This is a genomic window from Paenibacillus xylanexedens, from assembly GCF_017874615.1.
Classification (GTDB): Bacteria; Bacillota; Bacilli; order Paenibacillales; family Paenibacillaceae; genus Paenibacillus; species Paenibacillus xylanexedens.
The window spans coordinates 453,041-469,339 of the sequence record NZ_JAGIKV010000001.1 but is presented as its reverse complement, the minus strand read 5'-3'; the positions used below and the strand labels follow the sequence as shown (position 1 = coordinate 469,339).

Below are 16,299 nucleotides of genomic sequence, written 5' to 3'. Positions count from 1 at the left end.
AATATGAACCAATTAAAAGCCATTGTAAAAAATGATCAACGTGTACTCACAAGTGCTCAACTCGCTGAATCTTATGGGACAGACATTAGATCCATCAGCAATAACTTCACAAGAAATAAAAAGAGATACATGGAAGGCAAGCATTTCTTCGTATTGAGTGGACCAGAGCTTAGAGAGTTTAAGACGAGTCATCAAATTGATGAATCGTTAAAAAGGGTTAACACTTTCTACCTTTGGACTGCAAAAGGAGCATTACTCCATGCTAAATCGCTTGGGACAGATGAAGCTTGGGAAGCATACGAAACTTTAGTAGATGATTACTTCAATAAAGTAGAACGCCTTCAAAACATGAACGTCCCGACTACAGTACCTACCACTATCGAAGGCATCCTAGAACTGGCTGTCCTGAACATGAAAGATCTTCGGCAAGAGCTCAACCAAGTGCAAAAAGATAACAGACGGTTGCAACTTGTGGTAGACAACGAAATCTGGCTGACAGAGAACCAGAAGGCAGATATCCAAGAATCCGTAAATGCACGAGTGGGATTCTTGATGAAAAAAGGATATGAAGCGCACTTTCAATCCATATACCGTGCATTGAAATCACATTTCTCAGTACCGAAATACGACAAGATTAAACGTTCAGACTTTGAATTAGCCATTGACTTCATCCACGGATGGTATCCAAAAAAGAAAGAAGAGGCGAACTAATTATGATCTACATCAAAAAGGAAATAAACGGCAAGCAACATGAAATTGAAATTTACGGTGACGAAATATACACCCGCTGCTTCCAATGCGGGAATGAGTTTCAACTTGATGAAGAACTTCTGTTAGATATTTTGAAAGAAGCAGGTTCATTCAGTGGCACAAGGATCAGTTGCGGATGTAAGGCTGAACAACCAATTAACGATTAACACAACATGCAGATATGTATGTAAAGACAAGCCCTATATATTGTACACAATTTCACGAAAGGTGGCGAGAACATGATCTCACGTTACACACAACCAGAAGAACTGCCTGAAATTATGACACCGCAAGATATCGCTGATTACATGGGAGTCACAAGATTGACGGTGTACCGCCTGATCCAGATACCGAACGACAAAGGTGGCATTCCATTCTTCTCAGTCGGCGTGTCCAAACATTCATCTAAACGAGTAGTAAAGAAAGACTTCCTACGGTGGCTTGAAAAACAAACAGAAAGAGGTGTTATGCATGCCTAACTTAAAACTGGTCGGCAAGAAGAAAGACAACATGATCCCGTTCATTAGCCCAGCAGCGAACTGTGGATGCGGTAGTCCGGCTGAGTACGAGGTGTACGAGGGCAAAGATCGGCAGCCGCACTGCAGAGGATGCATGCTTGAGGCGGTAGACAACAGCGTGTTTATCACAGTACGGAAGATTGGAGGATACGACGATGCAAGCTGAACTGACTGAATTCAGAGTGGTTACCACAGCGGGGCGGATATTTGGATGGAACGCATTTGATTACGAGGACTTGTTTCGCAGCATGCAAGCACGTGGACACACTCCAGTGTATGCCAAACCGTTAAGCGAGTACGAAGCAGAGATTGCGGATAGTGAAGAACAGGAACGCCTACATCATGAGTTGCAACAGGCAATTGAGGAGGAACGAAAGACAGCGTGAAACAACAGACATTCAAGAGTGTGGATGACATCCTACGGCATTACGGGTGGGAGGCTCCTATAAAGGTAGTGGAGGTGAGAAAGGATGAAAGTTCCGCCGACAAATCGAAATCACTTCCTACAGATGGCGAAGATCGCAAGCGAGAGAGGGACACTGACGGAGACGTTGAAACGGGTGTACCTGATGAACTACGCCAAAGCCGTTAAACGAGAAAAGGCCGCCGTAGCAGCGGCAGCCCAAGAAATCCAGATAAGTAATTACATTTGACAACATTATAGCAAATGGAGAGGTGAATATCAATGATCAAGCGATATAAATACGTGCCAAAGCATAGAGAAGATGAACATTACTTGGATCAATACGGTCAACCTGTTCAAAGCTTCATGAAGGCGATCAAATTTTACACGAACGATGATGACTATGCTGAATGGCTGTTGGGTAGATATGGTCCTGCAAATCCTCAAAATTACTTTCCTTCTCCAATAGAGATCACATACAAAGAATTGGAGGTAGATGTAGATGCTAATTCGTAAAGCACAACGAAAGGTAACGAAGGCGCGCATCGGCATGACAGGCCCGAGTGGTTCGGGTAAGACGCTGTCAGCGCTACTCATGGCATTCGGTATGACAGGTGACTGGGAGAAGGTCGGGCTGGTGGATACAGAGAACCGGAGCGCTGACTTGTACGCTGAGACGATGAAAGCAGGCGTGCATATCCCAGAATTTCCGAAAATCGACTTGGACCCACCGTACACAACGGAAAAGTACATTGAAGCGATCAAAGCCTTCGAGGACTACGGCGTGGACGTCATCATCATCGACTCCCTGTCACATGCATGGGCCGGAGAAGGTGGACTACTGGAGCAGAAGGACACGATGTCCAAGAGTAAAAACAGCTTTGCAGCATGGGGTGAGTTGACACCAAAGCAAAATAAGATGGTGGAAGCGATCCTGAAATCAAAGTGCCACATCTTTGTGACGATGCGATCGAAGACAGAATATGTGCTGGAAGCGAACGACAAGGGTAAACAGGTGCCGCGGAAGATCGGCATGGCTCCAGTACAGCGTGATGGGTTGGAGTATGAATTCACATTGGTCATGGACTTGACTGCTGACCACATAGCAACCGTTTCTAAGGACCGTACAGGGTTGTTCGACGGACAATACTTAACACCCTCGGTTGATAGCGGAAAACAGCTTCTGGAGTGGTTGGAGTCTGGTGAGAAATTGGTTAGCGAGGAAACCAAGGCAACGATCATGGAGAAATGGGCACAACTCGGATTTGAACCCGACTTAGTAGATGCACAAACACGGAAATTATTCGGTTCGCCACTGGTGAACATCACTGATAAGCAGGGAAAGGAACTGATCGAAACGTTGAACGATAAATTGCAACCGGCAGAGACCGGAGAAGGAGCTTAGCATGCTGAACCGCTCAATTCTAATTGGACGCCTGACACGTGATCCTGAACTAAGATATACACCCGCTGGAGTAGCTGTAACTCAATTTACACTCGCGGTGGACAGACCGTTTACCAGCAACGGAGAGAAGGAAGCAGACTTCATCCCAGTTGTGACATGGCGGCAGACTGCTGAAGCATGTGCCAACTTCCTCCGCAAAGGACGCTTGTGTGCTGTAGAGGGCCGGATACAGGTACGAAACTACGAGAATAGCGAGGGAAAACGTGTATACGTGACTGAGGTCATAGCGGACAATGTGCGGTTCCTAGAGCGCGGAGAGCAGCAGGAGAGCACGCAGAGCAGAGATGAAGGCAAGCAAATCGACATCGCTGACGACGACCTTCCATTCTAATGAGATACCAAGACACCCTATTCTACGACGACGGCAGCCCAATCATCCCAGTAACAGACGGACCATTCGGAGAGGAGATACACACTCATGAATCAACTTGCTTTTGGAATAGTGATGCTGATGTTAGGCACTTCAATGGGGATAGCAATCGGATGTCTGATCCACACAGTACCACGGAGGAGGTAGACCATGTCACTGGCACGCAAGAAGGAAAAGAACATCATGCCCTGGCGGCTGAACCTGTTCGCTCACCACAACCGGAAAGAGCAGCCTAAAGCCAAGAGAGAGCGCAACACGGACCCGGAATACATGACGAAGGAAAAGGTACGGAAGGCGGTAATCGAGCGCGAGGGAGGTAACTGGTGCGTCCTGAGCGGCGTGCCGGGACCCGGCCTTGAGTTGCACCGCATCGTGTACGGATCGCAGGGCGGCAAGTATGAGACGGACAATTGCATACTGCTCAGCACGGAAATGCATCAGTTGGTACACAGCAGCAAGAAAACGTGGATGCCGATCCTACAGGACCATATACATTGCATGAAGCTTGGCATGCCGGAGAAATCACCTATTCAAAAATACCCTAGGGAGACGGACTATGTTGGATAAAGAAAAAGTATCTGCGTATATGCATGAACATTTCGATGACACCAATTCAGACAAAGATCGATTGATTAAAGACTTCATGGTGCTTATGGAATTCGGTCAGTTTGATGCGGAAGAAGAGGAAGAAACCGAGGACAATGAAGCTTACGACAACTGGTGAGGTAAGGAGTTATCACCAATACAACGCATAACCCACAGGGAGGGATAGAACATGAAATTATACGAGACTTTTATATTCGATGACGCAACACCATTGATCTGTATCGGAATTGACGAGCAGGAAGGCATGGCAGTGTTAGCACCGTTCTACGCAGATGATGAGGACTGCTTACCAGAGTTGCATGTTGAAGACGGAGTGATGGTGTTCAATTTGTTGGCAACATACAAAACTCTAAAGCCGCTGAACATGAAATCGAACGTTACCAGAATTGTAGTGGAGTAAATTTTAAACCATCTAAGGGAGGATACACCGGGTATCCCCGGATAACAGAGGAAGGGAATACCCTCCCTTCCCACCACACAAAAAAGAGCCGCATAAGCGACTCAATGGTTGTTCAGCACATCTGATACTTTTTTAACTTTTGCAGCCGTATCCGCGTTTTGTTCCATTTTAGCGAATTCGCGGAATGCTTCCTGCAACAGAACACCTTTTTCTTTATTCGTGACAAATGACCAGGTATCGAGCAGCTCAATAAAATCATCTTCAAATCTGAAACTGGTAGTCGTTTTGGATTTAGCCATTATGTACCTCCATAAAACATTATTTATATAACGCATTATATCACATATCTGGGCTAGGCCCACCAAAGGAGAGATAACACACATGTTAAACGTTGATTGGAAAATGACAATTGGCTTCCCTGGGGCAGAACGTGAAGGAACAGTTGAGATTGATCCTGCTGAATTGGAAGGTAAGTCTGAGGCGGAACAGGATGAAATCATCTATAAGGAAATTTGGCAAGATGCGATGCAGTACGTGGATGTATTCCCAACGCGCAAGTACAAAGACGAGGATTGAGGCTCCGGCCTCTAACCAAGGAGGGATATACATGGACTACAGCTTTCTTTATTCGCACGAATCCAAGTGTATGCAATGCTCACGCACGGTTATTGTCCACGGTAAACAATCATATGTCGTATGTGATAAGTGCCTTCGCAAACAGTTTCGTAAAAAGTAATTTTGGAGGGATATACAGATGGAATACACAATTGAGCGCACTGACAAAGACATTTTGAAGCTTGCCAAGTGGTCCTTCTGGTACACAGGCGACAAGCTCATACTTCGCGGATATCGATTATACACCAGAGAAACCCGTAGACATGGATACAAAATCGTTCAGGACTATGACGGAAGCAGACCGAATGACACGGGCAGAGGCAAGCTCAAGAAGGAAGAGGTTCCTTTTCCGTATCAAGTGATGGATGAGCTTAAAGAGAGGATCACACGCCATGTGGATACGTTAGTGGGCAATACATGGTCTGATCATCAGGAACGGAAGAACGAATTGAGAATGAGGGAGGAAGAACAGTCATGAGTATGCAACAGTTGAAAGAAACGATGCAGTTGCTGCACAAGGGCGGAGCTGTTCCGCTGAACGTGGTGGAGGCGGCCAATGGGCTGCTGGCCCAGATGGATGAGTATGGGACGCTCATTGAACAGCAAGGGAAAGAAATGATCAGGTTGCAGCAGTTGGCAAACAAGCAGGGCAAGGAGCTTGAAGAGGTACGGAAAGACTACATTGGTCGGCAACGGGTGATGGACTATCTCAAGAAATTGTACATGAACAAAAGGCATGAATATTACGAAGCGAGAAACGCACAGACAACACGCGATGCAGAAATCCAGATGAGGTTGATAAGTGAGATACAAACTGAATTTAAAGAAATTCCGCATTTTGATTACGTGAAATATATGCGTTCTTTGGGTCAGGAAGGAGAGGGGAACCAATGAAGGTAGGACACGCTTCATCAAGCGAAAGCAAGCGCTGTGCAGTTTGTGGGAAAAAGACGGCTCACTACAAAACATATGAACAGTCCGACATGGTGATCACTATCCCAGCGTGCGTGAGAGAGACGGGAGACTGTTATGACAGGGTAGATGTCCAATTAACAGCAACGCGGGCGCTGACAGATATCAAACGAAATATCAAGGGTTGAGGCTTGGGCCTCTCCCTACTAAGAGAGAAGCCTAAGATCAGTCAATATCTACCGGACTTACATCAGCATTATAAAAATCGGGGTTATCGCTATAAAGAAGCAGTAAGTTGTCAGCCAAATCTACACTAGGTAACTGACACTGCACAGACCATACTGTCCAACCTTGAGTAACAAAGTTATAAAAGTAACCATCCTTATTTTCGATGCCGTAAACTTTCAAAATTATCACCTCGGAATAAGGCTAAAACAGCAAAAGATGAAATGTCAATAATCAAAACTGCGGAGAGTGTTTAAGGCTCTCCCTACTAAGGAGGATATAACATGAGACTGAAATTCGAAATGTGCAAAGCTGACCCTGAGTACGGAGGGTACGAGTCGAAGTTCACCGATGGAAAAGGACGTTCCTCAACATCATGGTGGGCTAAACCCCAGATGTCTATTGATCATGCGGGGCCGGAATACTTGCGTAACCGCTACAATAACGTTCGGACAGAAAGACATGACCAGTTCATTAAAAAGCGCTACAAAGAAGAAATGATCCGCCTGAGAGGTGATATATAGATGAAACAAACAGCGTTGACCCGGGAGCGAGTGTTGAATGCTGAGCCCGGCACCGAGCTGAACATAATGGTCGCTGAACACATCTTCAAATGGCGCCGTATACAAGGGCCTGCACATGACTATGACGGCGCGGTTGAGCATGGCGAGGTGTTGATACCTCCCGATATGAGTGACGCTCATGCATACGCCATGATGCCACCAAGAGGCAGTGTGGAATTATCCTATTTTATTAATCGGAACTGGTCTGAGGACATATACAGAGCGTGGATGGTCATTAAACAGGTTGAAAAGGAATGGGCATGGGAAATGAAGATGCACAACACAGCCTGTGAGGTGGATGTACGGATCGGACGAAAAGATTATTCCAGCGAGAACGTATCTGAAGCAATATGCAAAGCCGCGTTATTGGCTGTACTGGACTTATAACATTCATAGGAGGGATAGATGTGCCAAAGAACTTTTTAATACAGCTAGAAAATGAAATTCAACGTGCTAAAAATGAACGGAGAGAAGCACTTGAGAAACGCCACATGCAACAGACACTTATCTCAGACGGGACTATCAAAGGATTAGAAGCAGCTAAGGGATTAGCAAAAAAAATCCTGTTAGACGGACAGGGGTGAGTGCTCATGGCTGGCGGCGTTCTGTTCGGGACGTGTCAACGTTGCAATGAGTTTGTCTGGGAGGACGAGAATTGGGATTTTGTCGGTGTAGGTCTGATTGAGCACGACCATTGTCGCTTAGAAGAAGTGAAGACAATCACCGTGACGGGTATTGTGCTTGCTAAAGTCATAAAGAACGGTGTTATGACGCTTGTAATGGATGTTGGAGAGCAAGAGGGCGTCGAGGAATTGGCCGAAGGCGACCAATCGACTGAATAAACTTAACGAAGTGGAGGCCGGATAAGGGTTTCTGGTCTCCCCAAATAGGAGGATATACAAACCATGCCAGAAAAATTCGGAACATATGCAGCGCATCAACCAGGATACGAAGGATTCAAGCAACTCGGAAAGTTGGAAGACTACGTGTATCAATCTCTCACCCACTTAGGAGACGCATCGTATAAGTTGTCTTGGGGATTGACAGTGTTGGAGCATACTGATGTTCCAGTTGAGGTGCAAGAAGAAATCAAGCAGGCGATGCAGGCAATCAGTAAAGTGAAAGAAAAATTAAGAGCACATCAAGAGGAAGGAGCGGAACAATGAACAGACAACAAATCGAGGACAAGACAAGCGAATGGTTATCAGCGCTTAGCGATATGAAAGCACATGGCGTCATCTCATCAGTACAATATGATGCACAGCAACGGAACGTTAAGGCATGGTGGTATGACCGTAAAACTGAGCTTGAGGAAGGAGCGGATAAGCATGGGTAAAATGTGCCACGGAATTTGCACATCACAATTGGACGATCATTGCGGAATGTACATGGACGGCGAAGAATGCCCAGCATGCAAATTGGTATGGGAAGCAGCACATAAAGAAAACGAGCGTATCAACCTACCTGGGGAGGAAGAAGCATGAGAGAGATCAAATATCGCGGCAGGGGCATAAACGGTGAGTGGCATTACGGACTTCTTACGGAGCTCAAGAGAAATTACATGAGGATCGAAAAAGGACACTACATTTCCAACAGCTCAGGCTTGCCGTTTGCTTACCACGTACGTCCAGAGACGGTTGGGCAGTACACCGGACTAAAGGACAAGAACAGAAAAGAAGCCTATCACAAAGACATTGTTGAATTCGAGGGATTTCTATACAGCATCGAATGGGATGAAAAGCGAACAGGATTCTACTTGGCAGACTTGGTGTACTTGGACGATCCAGACAGTGAAGAACATAAGATAGGTTCCTGCATAAGCGAGTCGTTGATTCGTGGCAATCCGTTTGAACACCCACACTTACTAGAGGGTAGGGATGAAACATGAACATCAAAAACTTTAACAAATTACGGGTCGAATCAGCGGATTATTGCTTTATGGATATATCAATGATTGGGGCGGACAGCCGAGAAGGAAGCATGGCAACTGCCTACATGATGAAGTCCAACATAAACTGGATAAAACATAAGGTAGAAGTACGGAAGAAGGATAATATGATTACACTAATCACCTATCATTATGGAGATTCAGAAATCCCTGAATACTGGCGCGATGCAGAAGTTCTATTCTCGTGGGAACAGGGAGAGGGTAGGGAGTCTATACCCAAGGAGGATACAAAGGATGGCATCTAACAACGTATACCTGCGATCACAGTTGTTGTTCTGGGACGACGAATTAGCCCGAGCGGTAGCGGATCTGCACCATGCAGAACAGTACGATGACCGCGGAGCAGTTGAGTGGCACGAGGAACGGGTACGGTGGGCGAAGATGAAGATAAATGATATACGGGACAACTTGGGAAGTAAAAAAGGAGCGTGAGCACATGGCAGTATACCGACAGATACAAGTCTCCTTCTGGCAGGACCCGTTTGTTATCAGCCTGACACCAGAGGAGAAATACTTCTACCTGTACCTCATGACCAACTCAAAAACGACCCAATGCGGCATATATGAGCTGCCAAAAAGGATCGTTGAGTTTGAGACAGGTTACCACCGAGAGACAGTGGACAAGCTTCTGGAGCGTTTCGTGCAGTACGGCAAGGTACTCTATAACGATCATACACAAGAAATCATGTTGGTCAACTGGTTGAAGTACAACTCTATCAAAAGTCCGAAGGTTCGGATGTGTGTCGAGAAAGAGTTGCAATCCATTAAAAACACCGAATATTTATACCGCTTCGGAAGACTATGCAAGGACTATGGATACCCTATCCCTACCCTATCCATAGACTTGGGGGAAGAAGAAGAAGAAGAAGAAGAAAAAGAAGAAGAAAAAGAAGAAGAAGAAACAGGGCGATTTTCGGCCGCCACGACTGATGAATCTATTATGGGAACTTATACAAAAGTATTTGGTGGATTAAACATGAACGGACTCATATCTGAATTTGTCATAAACCTGAAAAAGAAGAACTACGACGAGTCCTTTATAACGGAATTGATGTTGGAAACAGGCGAAAGCAGTTCGCAACCCAACTTGAAACTCATGCAAGCTATCGCTGATCGCTGGATCAAAGAAGGAATATATAGTCGCCGGCAGTCGAAAGAACAAAAAGAACGGAGGGTAAGCCATGCAGAGTCTCAAAGACGCTTTGAAAAAGGAATTCAACCTGGAGGAAATTCGGCAGAGAGCGAGTTCGCTTTCCTCGATCGCTAAAACAGAGCAGGAACCTGAGAAATATCGTTGTGACAAATGCAAAGATATGGGCGGCCGCATCCAGCGTGTTGCCCTGAGTGATAAACCATTTGATTACATGGACAAGTGGGAAGATTGCACCTGCATCAGAGAGCGGATGATTGAACGGCTGATGGGATCAAGCAAAATCACTGAAGAATTCCAGCAGAAGACATTCGATAACTTCGAAGAAGAAGGGCGGCCGGAGCTCATTAAGCTTGCGTATCAGAAAGCCGGAGCATACGCCAAGAATTTCTTCGACATTCGCAGCACGCGGAAGAACAGCCTAGCTCTATTGGGGCGGCCGGGCAGTGGGAAGACACATTTGTCCATGGCCGTGTGCAATTACCTGTTAAAAAAGGGAGTTGGCGTCCACTACTTTCCTTGGGTCGAAGGTTTCAACGAGATCAAGGACAATCTCGACACGCTGGACACACGCATCCGGCAACTACAGCAGGCCGAGGTGTTATTCATCGACGACATGTACAAGGGACGCCAGAAACCGACTGACTTCCAAGCAGAGCAGAGTTTCGCAATCGTCAATTATCGCTATCTGAACAATCTGCCCATGCTGATCAGCTCGGAACGGACCATATCGGGCATATGTGAGATCGACGAGGCGCTGGGTAGTCGGATTAACGAGATGTGCCGGGACTACAAAGTGGTGATAAAGGGTGGAATTGAGCTGAATTATAGATTGCAGTAGAGGGGATGGTTAAGGTGCTCTCAGTGGACGACGAATTTTTAAACAAGGAGACATGGTTGGATGTGGGATTTGGCGAGGTTGTGATGACAGTGCACTATCACAGAGGGTTACCACTGAAGCGAACGTACACCAACGGATTATCTGACCAGGATGATGAGTGTACGAAAGTTAAAGACCTTGAAGATGTGTTCAGCAATCAATTCAGAAAAGCAAAGAGAGTGACTTTATTCTTCAATGCTCCACTATGGGATGCGCTTTATGAATGGGAACACGAAAAGGGCGAATGGATTTTGAAAGCGAACGGGAGAGGGTTTGCGTGAAACAACCAATCGACGACTACGACCTGATGGATATGGACTTTGAAGAATTTATGCGCAGGGGCCGAGAGGCCTTTGCAGACGACACTGAGGAGGAAGCGGCATGAAAAAGAAGCATTGGGCATCCGGCGGACAGATCAAGGAGCAGAAGCCAAAGAAACCGAAGGCTGAAAAAGCATACAAAAATTACGTGAGCATACGGAGATCAGAATCAAGGACAGATCGGTTGATGGAAAGCCTGGACGTACCACTTACACCAGAGCAGTCCAACCGGATCATCGAACTGGCGGACTACGGCTGGCTACGGTCAGACATCGCCAAGGAAGTAGGCATACCCAAGACAAGGGTTAACCATGAGTTGTTCAAACGGAGAGGAGGTGGTGCAGCTTGAGGGGCAACAAGTACGGCGCCAAGAAGACAGTCAAGGACGGAATCACCTTCGACAGCATGATGGAGGCAGAGCGGTACCGGATGCTGATGCTTCTGGAGCGTGGCGGCGTGATCAGTGAGTTGACCCTGCAACCAGTATTTCAACTGGTAGAACCATTCACCAAGATGGGCAAGAAGAAACGCGGCATCAAGTACACAGCCGATTTCATGTACAAGCAGGACGGCCAGACGATCGTAGAAGACGTGAAGGGATTTGCAGCACGGGACTTTTCGTTGAGACGGACATTGTTCGATATGAGGAACCCGGAGCTGATCCTGAAACTCGTGACCAAGAAGAACGGAAGGTGGGAAGAGAAGTGAGTAAGATTGGTCGGTACGTACACGTAGGAGACGGATGGGTGCTCCTCGACGAATCTGGGGCGTGTAGAGGTCGATTACTAGAGTTGGACAGACAAATACTAGGATCAACTCAAAAACGTCTCTATGAGCCAACAGGGTGGTTTAAACTCGATGGCTGGAAAGTGACTAAACCGGAAGCGAGATCAGAAATTGCATGATCGAAAAAGTCAAATGTGACATGATGCAGATAAACCACAAAATATTGTGTAAAACGGCGTAAAAAGTACTTTATAACCACAAAATGTGCTATAATAAGATATATCATTATTACTATCGGAAAACGGGGTGTATGTAGGTGGAAAAGCAAGAACGTATTGAACAATTACGGTATGAGTTGAGCATTGAAAAACAACGTGGGGCTATGGCGGATGCGGGTAAGATCGTAGATATCGAGGAAGAAATTGCATACTTGGAACTGGAACGTGTGGAAGAGAGTCAACAACAGGTCGCCTACATCATGGACAATATGGATCTGGACGGCGTGACCATGCGTGACATGTTTAAAAACGACACACCGGAATCAGCGGAATCATCTTATCAAGTGGTACGTATCGTGGTGCAGAACACATTGTTGCAGCGGGACGAGCACTGGATGGTTCAGATTAAAGATTTACAGGAACGACTTGCAGCAGAAACAGCCGCGAAAGATGTGGCACAGGCAAAAGCGGATGAAGCAGGCGAAGCAAACGCCAAATTGGTGACAGAATTGCGTGATGTGAGATCTGAATTGCTGGACGTAGAAAGCAAACGCGATGCAGCTGTTGCACAACTGGAAGAAGTTAAGGCTGAGGTGAGACAGAAAGAAAGTCACATCGACGATCTGCGCCAACAAATTGCAGTGGGTGCGGTACAAGCGACTAAGGTCATTGACGTTGGTGACGCTATGGCAGCATGGAAAGAGCAGAAGAAACGTGAGGAAGAATCCAAACCAGCCATCTATGATGTTGAGTGGGCAGATGACAAGCGTTCCACATACACGGCGAAACTAGCCGCAACTGACGAAGTGATCACCTTCAACTACCTCGAAAAAGGGAAGTACCGGGAGGTGAGCGCCGAAGAGGCGCCGCAATTTCGAATCAGCGAAGAACCCCAACGTGTTGATGAGGATCTGGCACAATCTGCAAGTGTGGAAGAAAGCGGCGAACTAACGCCTCCCTGGGGCTATCCCGAAGATGACACGGCGGAAATCACAACCGACGGACTGGCTGAAGAGCAGCTGGCAGGAAGTAGTGCTGAGGAAACAGAGGGAACAGTTACGAGAGCAGAATTTGAGGAACTCAAAAGACGCGTAGAAGCTTTGGAAGTGCCGCAAGCGGAGGTGGCGTGATGCTAAGATTTCGGAAGAAGCCAGTGGTTATCGGGGCTGTGCAGTGGTCTGGAGATAACATCGGAGAAATATCGGATATGGAACTAAACTATGAATTGAGAGACGGGAAGATACTAATTCCTACGCTTGAAGGCACAATGGCAGCGGATTTAGGCGATTGGATCATACGTGGTGTTGATGGAGAGTTCTACCCGTGTAAGCCGCATATATTCAACCAAACGTATGAACGAGTGATATGATATACCACCGCAAAGCAGAAACCGTGAGGGCGATCCAGATAACGGATTGCTCTCCGGCAACTGTGGCAAGGGTGAAGGAGTTCACAGGCGGTAGAGTGAGGAACGGGCTGTTTGAGTTTAGAGAGGATATGCCGTACCTCAGTGTCGTTGTAGATAATCATTATTTCAGGGTATTGGAAGGCAAGTGGTTGGTACACTCGCCTGAAAAGGGATGGAGAGTATACCGGCACAGTGAGTTTGAAAAAGAGTATGAGGAGGGAGAACATGGACAACAATCAGTTGACGGAACTGTTGAAGGATTATAGATCTTACAAGTTTGCGGTACAGAATTTGATTGAGGTGGAAGCAAACCGATGGTCAAGTATATACGACGAACGAGCCTACGGCAATCTGGATGGGTGGGACAAGTCTAGATACAGCCGAATCGTTAATCTGATCGATGGAGCAGTCAATGAGGTATTGAGCGATGATCAACGGATGGTCATTATGCGCAAGTATCTAGACCGCAATACAATGGACTTGGTAGAAATCTCTAAAGCTGTCCATATTCACCGAACAACAGTAGGCCGTTGGCACACAGAAGCTATACGCCGATTGTCTGTTGCTCTAGCACCCTTGAGTTATAAAGATCGTGAGATCAGCAATATTGATTTTATGTTTAACCAACCAGCATAAATGCATCATCTGTGCATCATTCATGCAACATAATTCGCACACATATGCATCACGATATTTAGTATGATACTAGCATAAGGAACATCTGATAAGCGCCGATAGCTGTATGCGCAGTCGTCGTTTACAACGTTCCTTCCTTGCATGCCAAAACTAAGATGTGGTGGCGGAATAGGTAGACGCATGAGTCGATAAGGTTTGCGAATTGTGGGATAGCCAAAAGACCACGAGGATCGTAAGATAGCAAACCATGCAAGGTGCAAATCCTTGCCCACATCAACAACAAATACGAGAGAGTGACGGTCAAGCGCCGTTGCTCTTTTTGTTTTTGCCGCAGGCCATCGAGTCCGACCGAATCACCCAGCGACAGCGGGGGCCGTATAGGGTTGGGTCATTAAGAGGAGGGATAACACATATGAAACTCCATAAAGACGGAACAGTAGAGGGTACACCACAGGAGATAGCGGAGTACAACGGGTTAGCAGTAAGTGGTGATATAACCACAGAGGATCTTGATCGTTCACTTGCTGGCGCGTTGGATACACTGAACCGCCGTGCGATAGAAGCGCCAAGTAAACAACAGCGTGATGCGATTATACGAGAGGCAGATGAGTTGCGAAACAGGATGAAGTCTCTGGAAGAAAAATCTGCAATAGAAGGCGTGTATAAAGAGATTGGTGAGATCAAGCAAGGCCAACCAGTAGCAAACTTGAGAGCTTACCTCACCAAAGACTTAGTGAGCGAACTTAAGGGGCGTACTGGTGTAGAAGTGCATGGTATGGGCAAAGAAGTAGAGTTCTCGTTGATATCTGGATCACTCAGACACGACAGAAAAGGCAAGGCAACAGTTTTGATCATTCAGGAGTAGAGAGGAGGTTGACACCATGGCAGACTTGAGACCACAAATGATGCTGTTTGTGACGGAATATCTGCAGAACGGAAACAACGCAACACAGGCCGCCATTGCGGCAGGATACAGTGAGAAGACAGCGTCAAGTCAAGGCAGTAGGCTGTTAAAGTCTGTTGAGGTTCAACAATATCTTAACAAAACTGAACAGAATCTTAACAAGGACTTGCGGATGATGTTCGCTGAGGATGCTGTCAAGGCGTACAATGTGATGCTCGAGATCATGCAGAGTCCGAACGCAATGGACAAGGACAGGCTGGTTGCGGCAAGGGATTTGCTGGATCGTGCAGGGTATAAACCGATTGATCGAGTACAGGCAGATGTACAAGGCGAGGTGAACCATCAACATGAGTACATTGTCGAGCAAACCATCTCAACAGACCCAGAAAGCGCCGAGCTTCTTAAACAACTCTGGAAGCGACAAACCAGTACCGCTCAGTAGGCAGTTTGAAATCCTGGCCAAGCATGACTTTAGCTTTTTCATGGACTTCGACAGTGATGGACGTGATGCAGACGGTAAGCACCTGGACGTACTGGACAGAGCGTTGATGGATGTATCAGAGGGGAAGATCAAGCGTCTGATCGTCACGATGCCACCACGGCACGGTAAGTCAGAGCGGGTGAGCAAGAAGTTTCCTGCATGGCATATAGGTAAATATCCGAACGACGAGATCATATTGGCTTCATACGCGTTGTCGCTAAGCCGGGATAATAACCGGATTGCGCGAGACACGTTCATGGACCGATCGGGTCTATTTGGCGTTTCCATCTCTGGTGCAAGACAATCCGCAGAGTCATGGGGTATTGAAGGACATCGTGGCGGCGTGAATGCAGCTGGTGTGGGTGGTCCTATCACAGGGAAGGGTGCACGTATCGCAATCATTGATGACCCAATCAAGAACGCTGAGTAAGCCAACAGTGAGGTTGTACGCGACAGTCTATGGAGTTGGTACACATCAACACTGTACACGCGGTTAACGCCAGACGGACGTATTATCGTGGTTATGACACGCTGGCATGAAGACGACTTGGTAGGGCGGTTATTGAAGAAGGAAGCCGATGAGGTTAAGCAAGGAACACATAAGGGCGAGCGTTGGACGGTGATCAACTTCCCGGCAGTAGCTGAGGACGATGATTATCTGGGTCGTAAACCTGGGGAGGCGCTCTGGCCTGAGTTTGGCTTCAACGTGCAGCGTCTGGACCAGATCAAGTCCGACGTTGGCTCGTATGTATTCAGTGCCTTGTATCAGCAAAGGCCATCAGCAGCAGGAGGTACGATATT

37 protein-coding genes and 1 pseudogene are annotated in these 16,299 nt (G+C 46.8%); 37 read left to right on the top strand and 1 reads right to left on the bottom strand.

Features of this window, described 5'->3' with window-relative positions; translation table 11 throughout:
• Positions 1-3: 3 nt before the first annotated feature.
• The 12 genes from J2Z28_RS02180 to J2Z28_RS02125 all read left to right on the top strand — a co-directional run bounded on the left by J2Z28_RS02180 (position 4) and on the right by J2Z28_RS02125 (position 4,512).
• Positions 4-711 carry an ORF6N domain-containing protein gene (locus J2Z28_RS02180; protein WP_211081010.1) on the top strand — a complete coding sequence of 236 codons (708 nt, stop codon included), beginning with the start codon at positions 4-6 and terminating at the stop codon, positions 709-711.
• A gap of 2 nt (positions 712-713) precedes the next feature.
• Positions 714-917: a hypothetical protein gene (locus J2Z28_RS02175; protein WP_211081009.1), complete on the top strand. Its 204-nt coding sequence runs from the start codon at positions 714-716 to the stop codon at positions 915-917.
• A gap of 72 nt (positions 918-989) precedes the next feature.
• Entirely contained in the window at positions 990-1,229 is a 240-nt protein-coding gene (locus J2Z28_RS02170; protein ID WP_211081008.1) for a helix-turn-helix domain-containing protein, read from the top strand.
• Positions 1,222-1,434 (top strand): hypothetical protein, encoded by a 213-nt coding sequence (locus tag J2Z28_RS02165; protein ID WP_211081042.1) that lies wholly within the window; start codon positions 1,222-1,224, stop codon positions 1,432-1,434. Before J2Z28_RS02170 ends, J2Z28_RS02165 begins: the two co-directional genes overlap by 8 nt.
• A complete protein-coding gene (locus J2Z28_RS02160) occupies positions 1,424-1,654 on the top strand; it encodes a hypothetical protein (protein WP_211081007.1) in 231 nt (76 codons plus the stop codon). The genes J2Z28_RS02165 and J2Z28_RS02160 overlap by 11 nt, the downstream gene beginning before the upstream one ends.
• Before the next feature lie 84 nt (positions 1,655-1,738).
• Positions 1,739-1,921, top strand: a complete 183-nt coding sequence (locus tag J2Z28_RS02155; RefSeq protein WP_211081006.1) for a hypothetical protein — start codon at positions 1,739-1,741, stop codon at positions 1,919-1,921.
• Positions 1,922-1,953: 32 nt separating this feature from the next.
• Positions 1,954-2,187 (top strand): hypothetical protein, encoded by a 234-nt coding sequence (locus J2Z28_RS02150; protein WP_211081005.1) that lies wholly within the window; start codon positions 1,954-1,956, stop codon positions 2,185-2,187.
• Positions 2,174-3,076, top strand: coding sequence for an AAA family ATPase (locus J2Z28_RS02145; protein WP_211081004.1), 903 nt, complete (start codon positions 2,174-2,176; stop codon positions 3,074-3,076). Before J2Z28_RS02150 ends, J2Z28_RS02145 begins: the two co-directional genes overlap by 14 nt.
• Before the next feature lies 1 nt (position 3,077).
• Complete coding sequence (ssb, locus tag J2Z28_RS02140; RefSeq protein ID WP_211081003.1) at positions 3,078-3,467, top strand: single-stranded DNA-binding protein; 390 nt, start codon at positions 3,078-3,080, stop codon at positions 3,465-3,467.
• A 222-nt stretch (positions 3,468-3,689) separates the two neighbouring features.
• Positions 3,690-4,073: a hypothetical protein gene (locus J2Z28_RS02135; protein WP_211081002.1), complete on the top strand. Its 384-nt coding sequence runs from the start codon at positions 3,690-3,692 to the stop codon at positions 4,071-4,073.
• On the top strand, positions 4,063-4,230 hold the full coding sequence (locus tag J2Z28_RS02130) for a hypothetical protein (protein ID WP_211081001.1): 168 nt from the start codon (positions 4,063-4,065) through the stop codon (positions 4,228-4,230). Before J2Z28_RS02135 ends, J2Z28_RS02130 begins: the two co-directional genes overlap by 11 nt.
• Before the next feature lie 51 nt (positions 4,231-4,281).
• Positions 4,282-4,512 (top strand): hypothetical protein, encoded by a 231-nt coding sequence (locus J2Z28_RS02125; RefSeq protein WP_211081000.1) that lies wholly within the window; start codon positions 4,282-4,284, stop codon positions 4,510-4,512.
• A gap of 101 nt (positions 4,513-4,613) precedes the next feature.
• Here the strand turns inward: J2Z28_RS02125 and J2Z28_RS02120 are convergent, their stop codons facing one another.
• Positions 4,614-4,811: a hypothetical protein gene (locus J2Z28_RS02120; protein WP_211080999.1), complete on the bottom strand. Its 198-nt coding sequence runs from the start codon at positions 4,809-4,811 to the stop codon at positions 4,614-4,616.
• A gap of 82 nt (positions 4,812-4,893) precedes the next feature.
• Here J2Z28_RS02120 and J2Z28_RS02115 point away from each other — a divergent pair, with 82 nt between their 5' ends.
• The 25 genes and pseudogenes from J2Z28_RS02115 to J2Z28_RS31015 form a co-directional block, all read left to right on the top strand.
• Positions 4,894-5,088, top strand: a complete 195-nt coding sequence (locus tag J2Z28_RS02115) for a DUF7167 family protein (RefSeq protein WP_211080998.1) — start codon at positions 4,894-4,896, stop codon at positions 5,086-5,088.
• 178 nt (positions 5,089-5,266) lie between these two features.
• Positions 5,267-5,605, top strand: coding sequence for a hypothetical protein (locus J2Z28_RS02110; RefSeq protein WP_211080997.1), 339 nt, complete (start codon positions 5,267-5,269; stop codon positions 5,603-5,605).
• On the top strand, positions 5,602-6,021 hold the full coding sequence (locus tag J2Z28_RS02105) for a hypothetical protein (RefSeq protein WP_211080996.1): 420 nt from the start codon (positions 5,602-5,604) through the stop codon (positions 6,019-6,021). The genes J2Z28_RS02110 and J2Z28_RS02105 overlap by 4 nt, the downstream gene beginning before the upstream one ends.
• Positions 6,018-6,227: a hypothetical protein gene (locus J2Z28_RS02100; RefSeq protein ID WP_211080995.1), complete on the top strand. Its 210-nt coding sequence runs from the start codon at positions 6,018-6,020 to the stop codon at positions 6,225-6,227. The genes J2Z28_RS02105 and J2Z28_RS02100 overlap by 4 nt, the downstream gene beginning before the upstream one ends.
• A 321-nt stretch (positions 6,228-6,548) precedes the next feature.
• Positions 6,549-6,788 (top strand): hypothetical protein, encoded by a 240-nt coding sequence (locus J2Z28_RS02095; protein WP_211080994.1) that lies wholly within the window; start codon positions 6,549-6,551, stop codon positions 6,786-6,788.
• Complete coding sequence (locus tag J2Z28_RS02090) at positions 6,789-7,214, top strand: BC1872 family protein (protein WP_211080993.1); 426 nt, start codon at positions 6,789-6,791, stop codon at positions 7,212-7,214.
• 20 nt (positions 7,215-7,234) lie between these two features.
• The gene (locus J2Z28_RS02085) at positions 7,235-7,411 is read left to right on the top strand and encodes a hypothetical protein (protein WP_211080992.1); all 177 of its coding nucleotides are present in this window, start codon (positions 7,235-7,237) and stop codon (positions 7,409-7,411) included.
• Positions 7,412-7,417: 6 nt separating this feature from the next.
• On the top strand, positions 7,418-7,669 hold the full coding sequence (locus J2Z28_RS02080) for a hypothetical protein (protein WP_211080991.1): 252 nt from the start codon (positions 7,418-7,420) through the stop codon (positions 7,667-7,669).
• 63 nt (positions 7,670-7,732) lie between these two features.
• Positions 7,733-7,993 (top strand): hypothetical protein, encoded by a 261-nt coding sequence (locus J2Z28_RS02075; protein WP_211080990.1) that lies wholly within the window; start codon positions 7,733-7,735, stop codon positions 7,991-7,993.
• Positions 7,990-8,163, top strand: coding sequence for a hypothetical protein (locus J2Z28_RS02070; RefSeq protein WP_211080989.1), 174 nt, complete (start codon positions 7,990-7,992; stop codon positions 8,161-8,163). The genes J2Z28_RS02075 and J2Z28_RS02070 overlap by 4 nt, the downstream gene beginning before the upstream one ends.
• A gap of 144 nt (positions 8,164-8,307) precedes the next feature.
• The gene (locus J2Z28_RS02065) at positions 8,308-8,715 is read left to right on the top strand and encodes a YopX family protein (protein WP_211080988.1); all 408 of its coding nucleotides are present in this window, start codon (positions 8,308-8,310) and stop codon (positions 8,713-8,715) included.
• On the top strand, positions 8,712-9,020 hold the full coding sequence (locus J2Z28_RS02060; protein ID WP_211080987.1) for a hypothetical protein: 309 nt from the start codon (positions 8,712-8,714) through the stop codon (positions 9,018-9,020). Before J2Z28_RS02065 ends, J2Z28_RS02060 begins: the two co-directional genes overlap by 4 nt.
• Entirely contained in the window at positions 9,010-9,207 is a 198-nt protein-coding gene (locus J2Z28_RS02055) for a hypothetical protein (protein WP_211080986.1), read from the top strand. The genes J2Z28_RS02060 and J2Z28_RS02055 overlap by 11 nt, the downstream gene beginning before the upstream one ends.
• 4 nt (positions 9,208-9,211) lie before the next feature.
• Entirely contained in the window at positions 9,212-10,042 is an 831-nt protein-coding gene (locus tag J2Z28_RS02050) for a hypothetical protein (RefSeq protein ID WP_211080985.1), read from the top strand.
• The gene (locus J2Z28_RS02045; protein WP_211080984.1) at positions 9,957-10,766 is read left to right on the top strand and encodes an ATP-binding protein; all 810 of its coding nucleotides are present in this window, start codon (positions 9,957-9,959) and stop codon (positions 10,764-10,766) included. The genes J2Z28_RS02050 and J2Z28_RS02045 overlap by 86 nt, the downstream gene beginning before the upstream one ends.
• 14 nt (positions 10,767-10,780) lie before the next feature.
• Complete coding sequence (locus J2Z28_RS02040; RefSeq protein ID WP_211080983.1) at positions 10,781-11,086, top strand: hypothetical protein; 306 nt, start codon at positions 10,781-10,783, stop codon at positions 11,084-11,086.
• A gap of 100 nt (positions 11,087-11,186) precedes the next feature.
• Entirely contained in the window at positions 11,187-11,474 is a 288-nt protein-coding gene (locus J2Z28_RS02035; RefSeq protein ID WP_211080982.1) for a hypothetical protein, read from the top strand.
• Positions 11,471-11,833, top strand: coding sequence for a DUF1064 domain-containing protein (locus tag J2Z28_RS02030; RefSeq protein WP_211080981.1), 363 nt, complete (start codon positions 11,471-11,473; stop codon positions 11,831-11,833). The genes J2Z28_RS02035 and J2Z28_RS02030 overlap by 4 nt, the downstream gene beginning before the upstream one ends.
• Positions 11,830-12,030 carry a hypothetical protein gene (locus J2Z28_RS02025; RefSeq protein ID WP_211080980.1) on the top strand — a complete coding sequence of 67 codons (201 nt, stop codon included), beginning with the start codon at positions 11,830-11,832 and terminating at the stop codon, positions 12,028-12,030. The genes J2Z28_RS02030 and J2Z28_RS02025 overlap by 4 nt, the downstream gene beginning before the upstream one ends.
• Before the next feature lie 137 nt (positions 12,031-12,167).
• A complete protein-coding gene (locus tag J2Z28_RS02020; protein ID WP_211080979.1) occupies positions 12,168-13,199 on the top strand; it encodes a hypothetical protein in 1,032 nt (343 codons plus the stop codon).
• Complete coding sequence (locus J2Z28_RS02015) at positions 13,199-13,438, top strand: hypothetical protein (RefSeq protein WP_211080978.1); 240 nt, start codon at positions 13,199-13,201, stop codon at positions 13,436-13,438. Before J2Z28_RS02020 ends, J2Z28_RS02015 begins: the two co-directional genes overlap by 1 nt.
• A 264-nt stretch (positions 13,439-13,702) precedes the next feature.
• A complete protein-coding gene (locus J2Z28_RS02010; RefSeq protein ID WP_211080977.1) occupies positions 13,703-14,113 on the top strand; it encodes a sigma-70 family RNA polymerase sigma factor in 411 nt (136 codons plus the stop codon).
• A 412-nt stretch (positions 14,114-14,525) separates the two neighbouring features.
• Entirely contained in the window at positions 14,526-14,978 is a 453-nt protein-coding gene (locus J2Z28_RS02005) for a hypothetical protein (RefSeq protein WP_211080976.1), read from the top strand.
• Positions 14,979-14,994: 16 nt separating this feature from the next.
• Positions 14,995-15,459 carry a terminase small subunit gene (locus tag J2Z28_RS02000; protein WP_211080975.1) on the top strand — a complete coding sequence of 155 codons (465 nt, stop codon included), beginning with the start codon at positions 14,995-14,997 and terminating at the stop codon, positions 15,457-15,459.
• A pseudogene (locus tag J2Z28_RS31015) lies at positions 15,365-16,297 on the top strand (terminase large subunit domain-containing protein); the annotation flags it as partial. The gene J2Z28_RS02000 and the pseudogene J2Z28_RS31015, both read left to right, overlap by 95 nt.
• Positions 16,298-16,299: the final 2 nt, after the last annotated feature.

What these genes read in the sequence shown, in the direction of transcription:
- J2Z28_RS02075 (WP_211080990.1), top strand. Translation starts at nt 7,733, where the DNA reads ATGCCAGAAAAATTCGGAACATATGCAGCGCATCAACCAGGATACGAA.
- J2Z28_RS02160 (WP_211081007.1), top strand. Translation starts at nt 1,424, where the DNA reads ATGCAAGCTGAACTGACTGAATTCAGAGTGGTTACCACAGCGGGGCGG.
- J2Z28_RS02050 (WP_211080985.1), top strand. Translation starts at nt 9,212, where the DNA reads ATGGCAGTATACCGACAGATACAAGTCTCCTTCTGGCAGGACCCGTTT.
- J2Z28_RS02080 (WP_211080991.1), top strand. Translation starts at nt 7,418, where the DNA reads ATGGCTGGCGGCGTTCTGTTCGGGACGTGTCAACGTTGCAATGAGTTT.
- J2Z28_RS02115 (WP_211080998.1), top strand. Translation starts at nt 4,894, where the DNA reads ATGTTAAACGTTGATTGGAAAATGACAATTGGCTTCCCTGGGGCAGAA.
- J2Z28_RS02090 (WP_211080993.1), top strand. Translation starts at nt 6,789, where the DNA reads ATGAAACAAACAGCGTTGACCCGGGAGCGAGTGTTGAATGCTGAGCCC.
- J2Z28_RS02005 (WP_211080976.1), top strand. Translation starts at nt 14,526, where the DNA reads ATGAAACTCCATAAAGACGGAACAGTAGAGGGTACACCACAGGAGATA.
- J2Z28_RS02180 (WP_211081010.1), top strand. Translation starts at nt 4, where the DNA reads ATGAACCAATTAAAAGCCATTGTAAAAAATGATCAACGTGTACTCACA.
- J2Z28_RS02125 (WP_211081000.1), top strand. Translation starts at nt 4,282, where the DNA reads ATGAAATTATACGAGACTTTTATATTCGATGACGCAACACCATTGATC.
- J2Z28_RS02070 (WP_211080989.1), top strand. Translation starts at nt 7,990, where the DNA reads ATGAACAGACAACAAATCGAGGACAAGACAAGCGAATGGTTATCAGCG.
- J2Z28_RS02165 (WP_211081042.1), top strand. Translation starts at nt 1,222, where the DNA reads ATGCCTAACTTAAAACTGGTCGGCAAGAAGAAAGACAACATGATCCCG.
- J2Z28_RS02000 (WP_211080975.1), top strand. Translation starts at nt 14,995, where the DNA reads ATGGCAGACTTGAGACCACAAATGATGCTGTTTGTGACGGAATATCTG.
- J2Z28_RS02155 (WP_211081006.1), top strand. Translation starts at nt 1,739, where the DNA reads ATGAAAGTTCCGCCGACAAATCGAAATCACTTCCTACAGATGGCGAAG.
- ssb (WP_211081003.1), top strand. Translation starts at nt 3,078, where the DNA reads ATGCTGAACCGCTCAATTCTAATTGGACGCCTGACACGTGATCCTGAA.
- J2Z28_RS02135 (WP_211081002.1), top strand. Translation starts at nt 3,690, where the DNA reads ATGCCCTGGCGGCTGAACCTGTTCGCTCACCACAACCGGAAAGAGCAG.
- J2Z28_RS02175 (WP_211081009.1), top strand. Translation starts at nt 714, where the DNA reads ATGATCTACATCAAAAAGGAAATAAACGGCAAGCAACATGAAATTGAA.
- J2Z28_RS02170 (WP_211081008.1), top strand. Translation starts at nt 990, where the DNA reads ATGATCTCACGTTACACACAACCAGAAGAACTGCCTGAAATTATGACA.
- J2Z28_RS02120 (WP_211080999.1), bottom strand. Translation starts at nt 4,811, where the DNA reads ATGGCTAAATCCAAAACGACTACCAGTTTCAGATTTGAAGATGATTTT.
- J2Z28_RS02130 (WP_211081001.1), top strand. Translation starts at nt 4,063, where the DNA reads ATGTTGGATAAAGAAAAAGTATCTGCGTATATGCATGAACATTTCGAT.
- J2Z28_RS02010 (WP_211080977.1), top strand. Translation starts at nt 13,703, where the DNA reads ATGGACAACAATCAGTTGACGGAACTGTTGAAGGATTATAGATCTTAC.
- J2Z28_RS02045 (WP_211080984.1), top strand. Translation starts at nt 9,957, where the DNA reads ATGCAGAGTCTCAAAGACGCTTTGAAAAAGGAATTCAACCTGGAGGAA.
- J2Z28_RS02065 (WP_211080988.1), top strand. Translation starts at nt 8,308, where the DNA reads ATGAGAGAGATCAAATATCGCGGCAGGGGCATAAACGGTGAGTGGCAT.
- J2Z28_RS02060 (WP_211080987.1), top strand. Translation starts at nt 8,712, where the DNA reads ATGAACATCAAAAACTTTAACAAATTACGGGTCGAATCAGCGGATTAT.
- J2Z28_RS02055 (WP_211080986.1), top strand. Translation starts at nt 9,010, where the DNA reads ATGGCATCTAACAACGTATACCTGCGATCACAGTTGTTGTTCTGGGAC.
- J2Z28_RS02035 (WP_211080982.1), top strand. Translation starts at nt 11,187, where the DNA reads ATGAAAAAGAAGCATTGGGCATCCGGCGGACAGATCAAGGAGCAGAAG.
- J2Z28_RS02105 (WP_211080996.1), top strand. Translation starts at nt 5,602, where the DNA reads ATGAGTATGCAACAGTTGAAAGAAACGATGCAGTTGCTGCACAAGGGC.
- J2Z28_RS02110 (WP_211080997.1), top strand. Translation starts at nt 5,267, where the DNA reads ATGGAATACACAATTGAGCGCACTGACAAAGACATTTTGAAGCTTGCC.
- J2Z28_RS02145 (WP_211081004.1), top strand. Translation starts at nt 2,174, where the DNA reads ATGCTAATTCGTAAAGCACAACGAAAGGTAACGAAGGCGCGCATCGGC.
- J2Z28_RS02100 (WP_211080995.1), top strand. Translation starts at nt 6,018, where the DNA reads ATGAAGGTAGGACACGCTTCATCAAGCGAAAGCAAGCGCTGTGCAGTT.
- J2Z28_RS02095 (WP_211080994.1), top strand. Translation starts at nt 6,549, where the DNA reads ATGAGACTGAAATTCGAAATGTGCAAAGCTGACCCTGAGTACGGAGGG.
- J2Z28_RS02150 (WP_211081005.1), top strand. Translation starts at nt 1,954, where the DNA reads ATGATCAAGCGATATAAATACGTGCCAAAGCATAGAGAAGATGAACAT.
- J2Z28_RS02015 (WP_211080978.1), top strand. Translation starts at nt 13,199, where the DNA reads ATGCTAAGATTTCGGAAGAAGCCAGTGGTTATCGGGGCTGTGCAGTGG.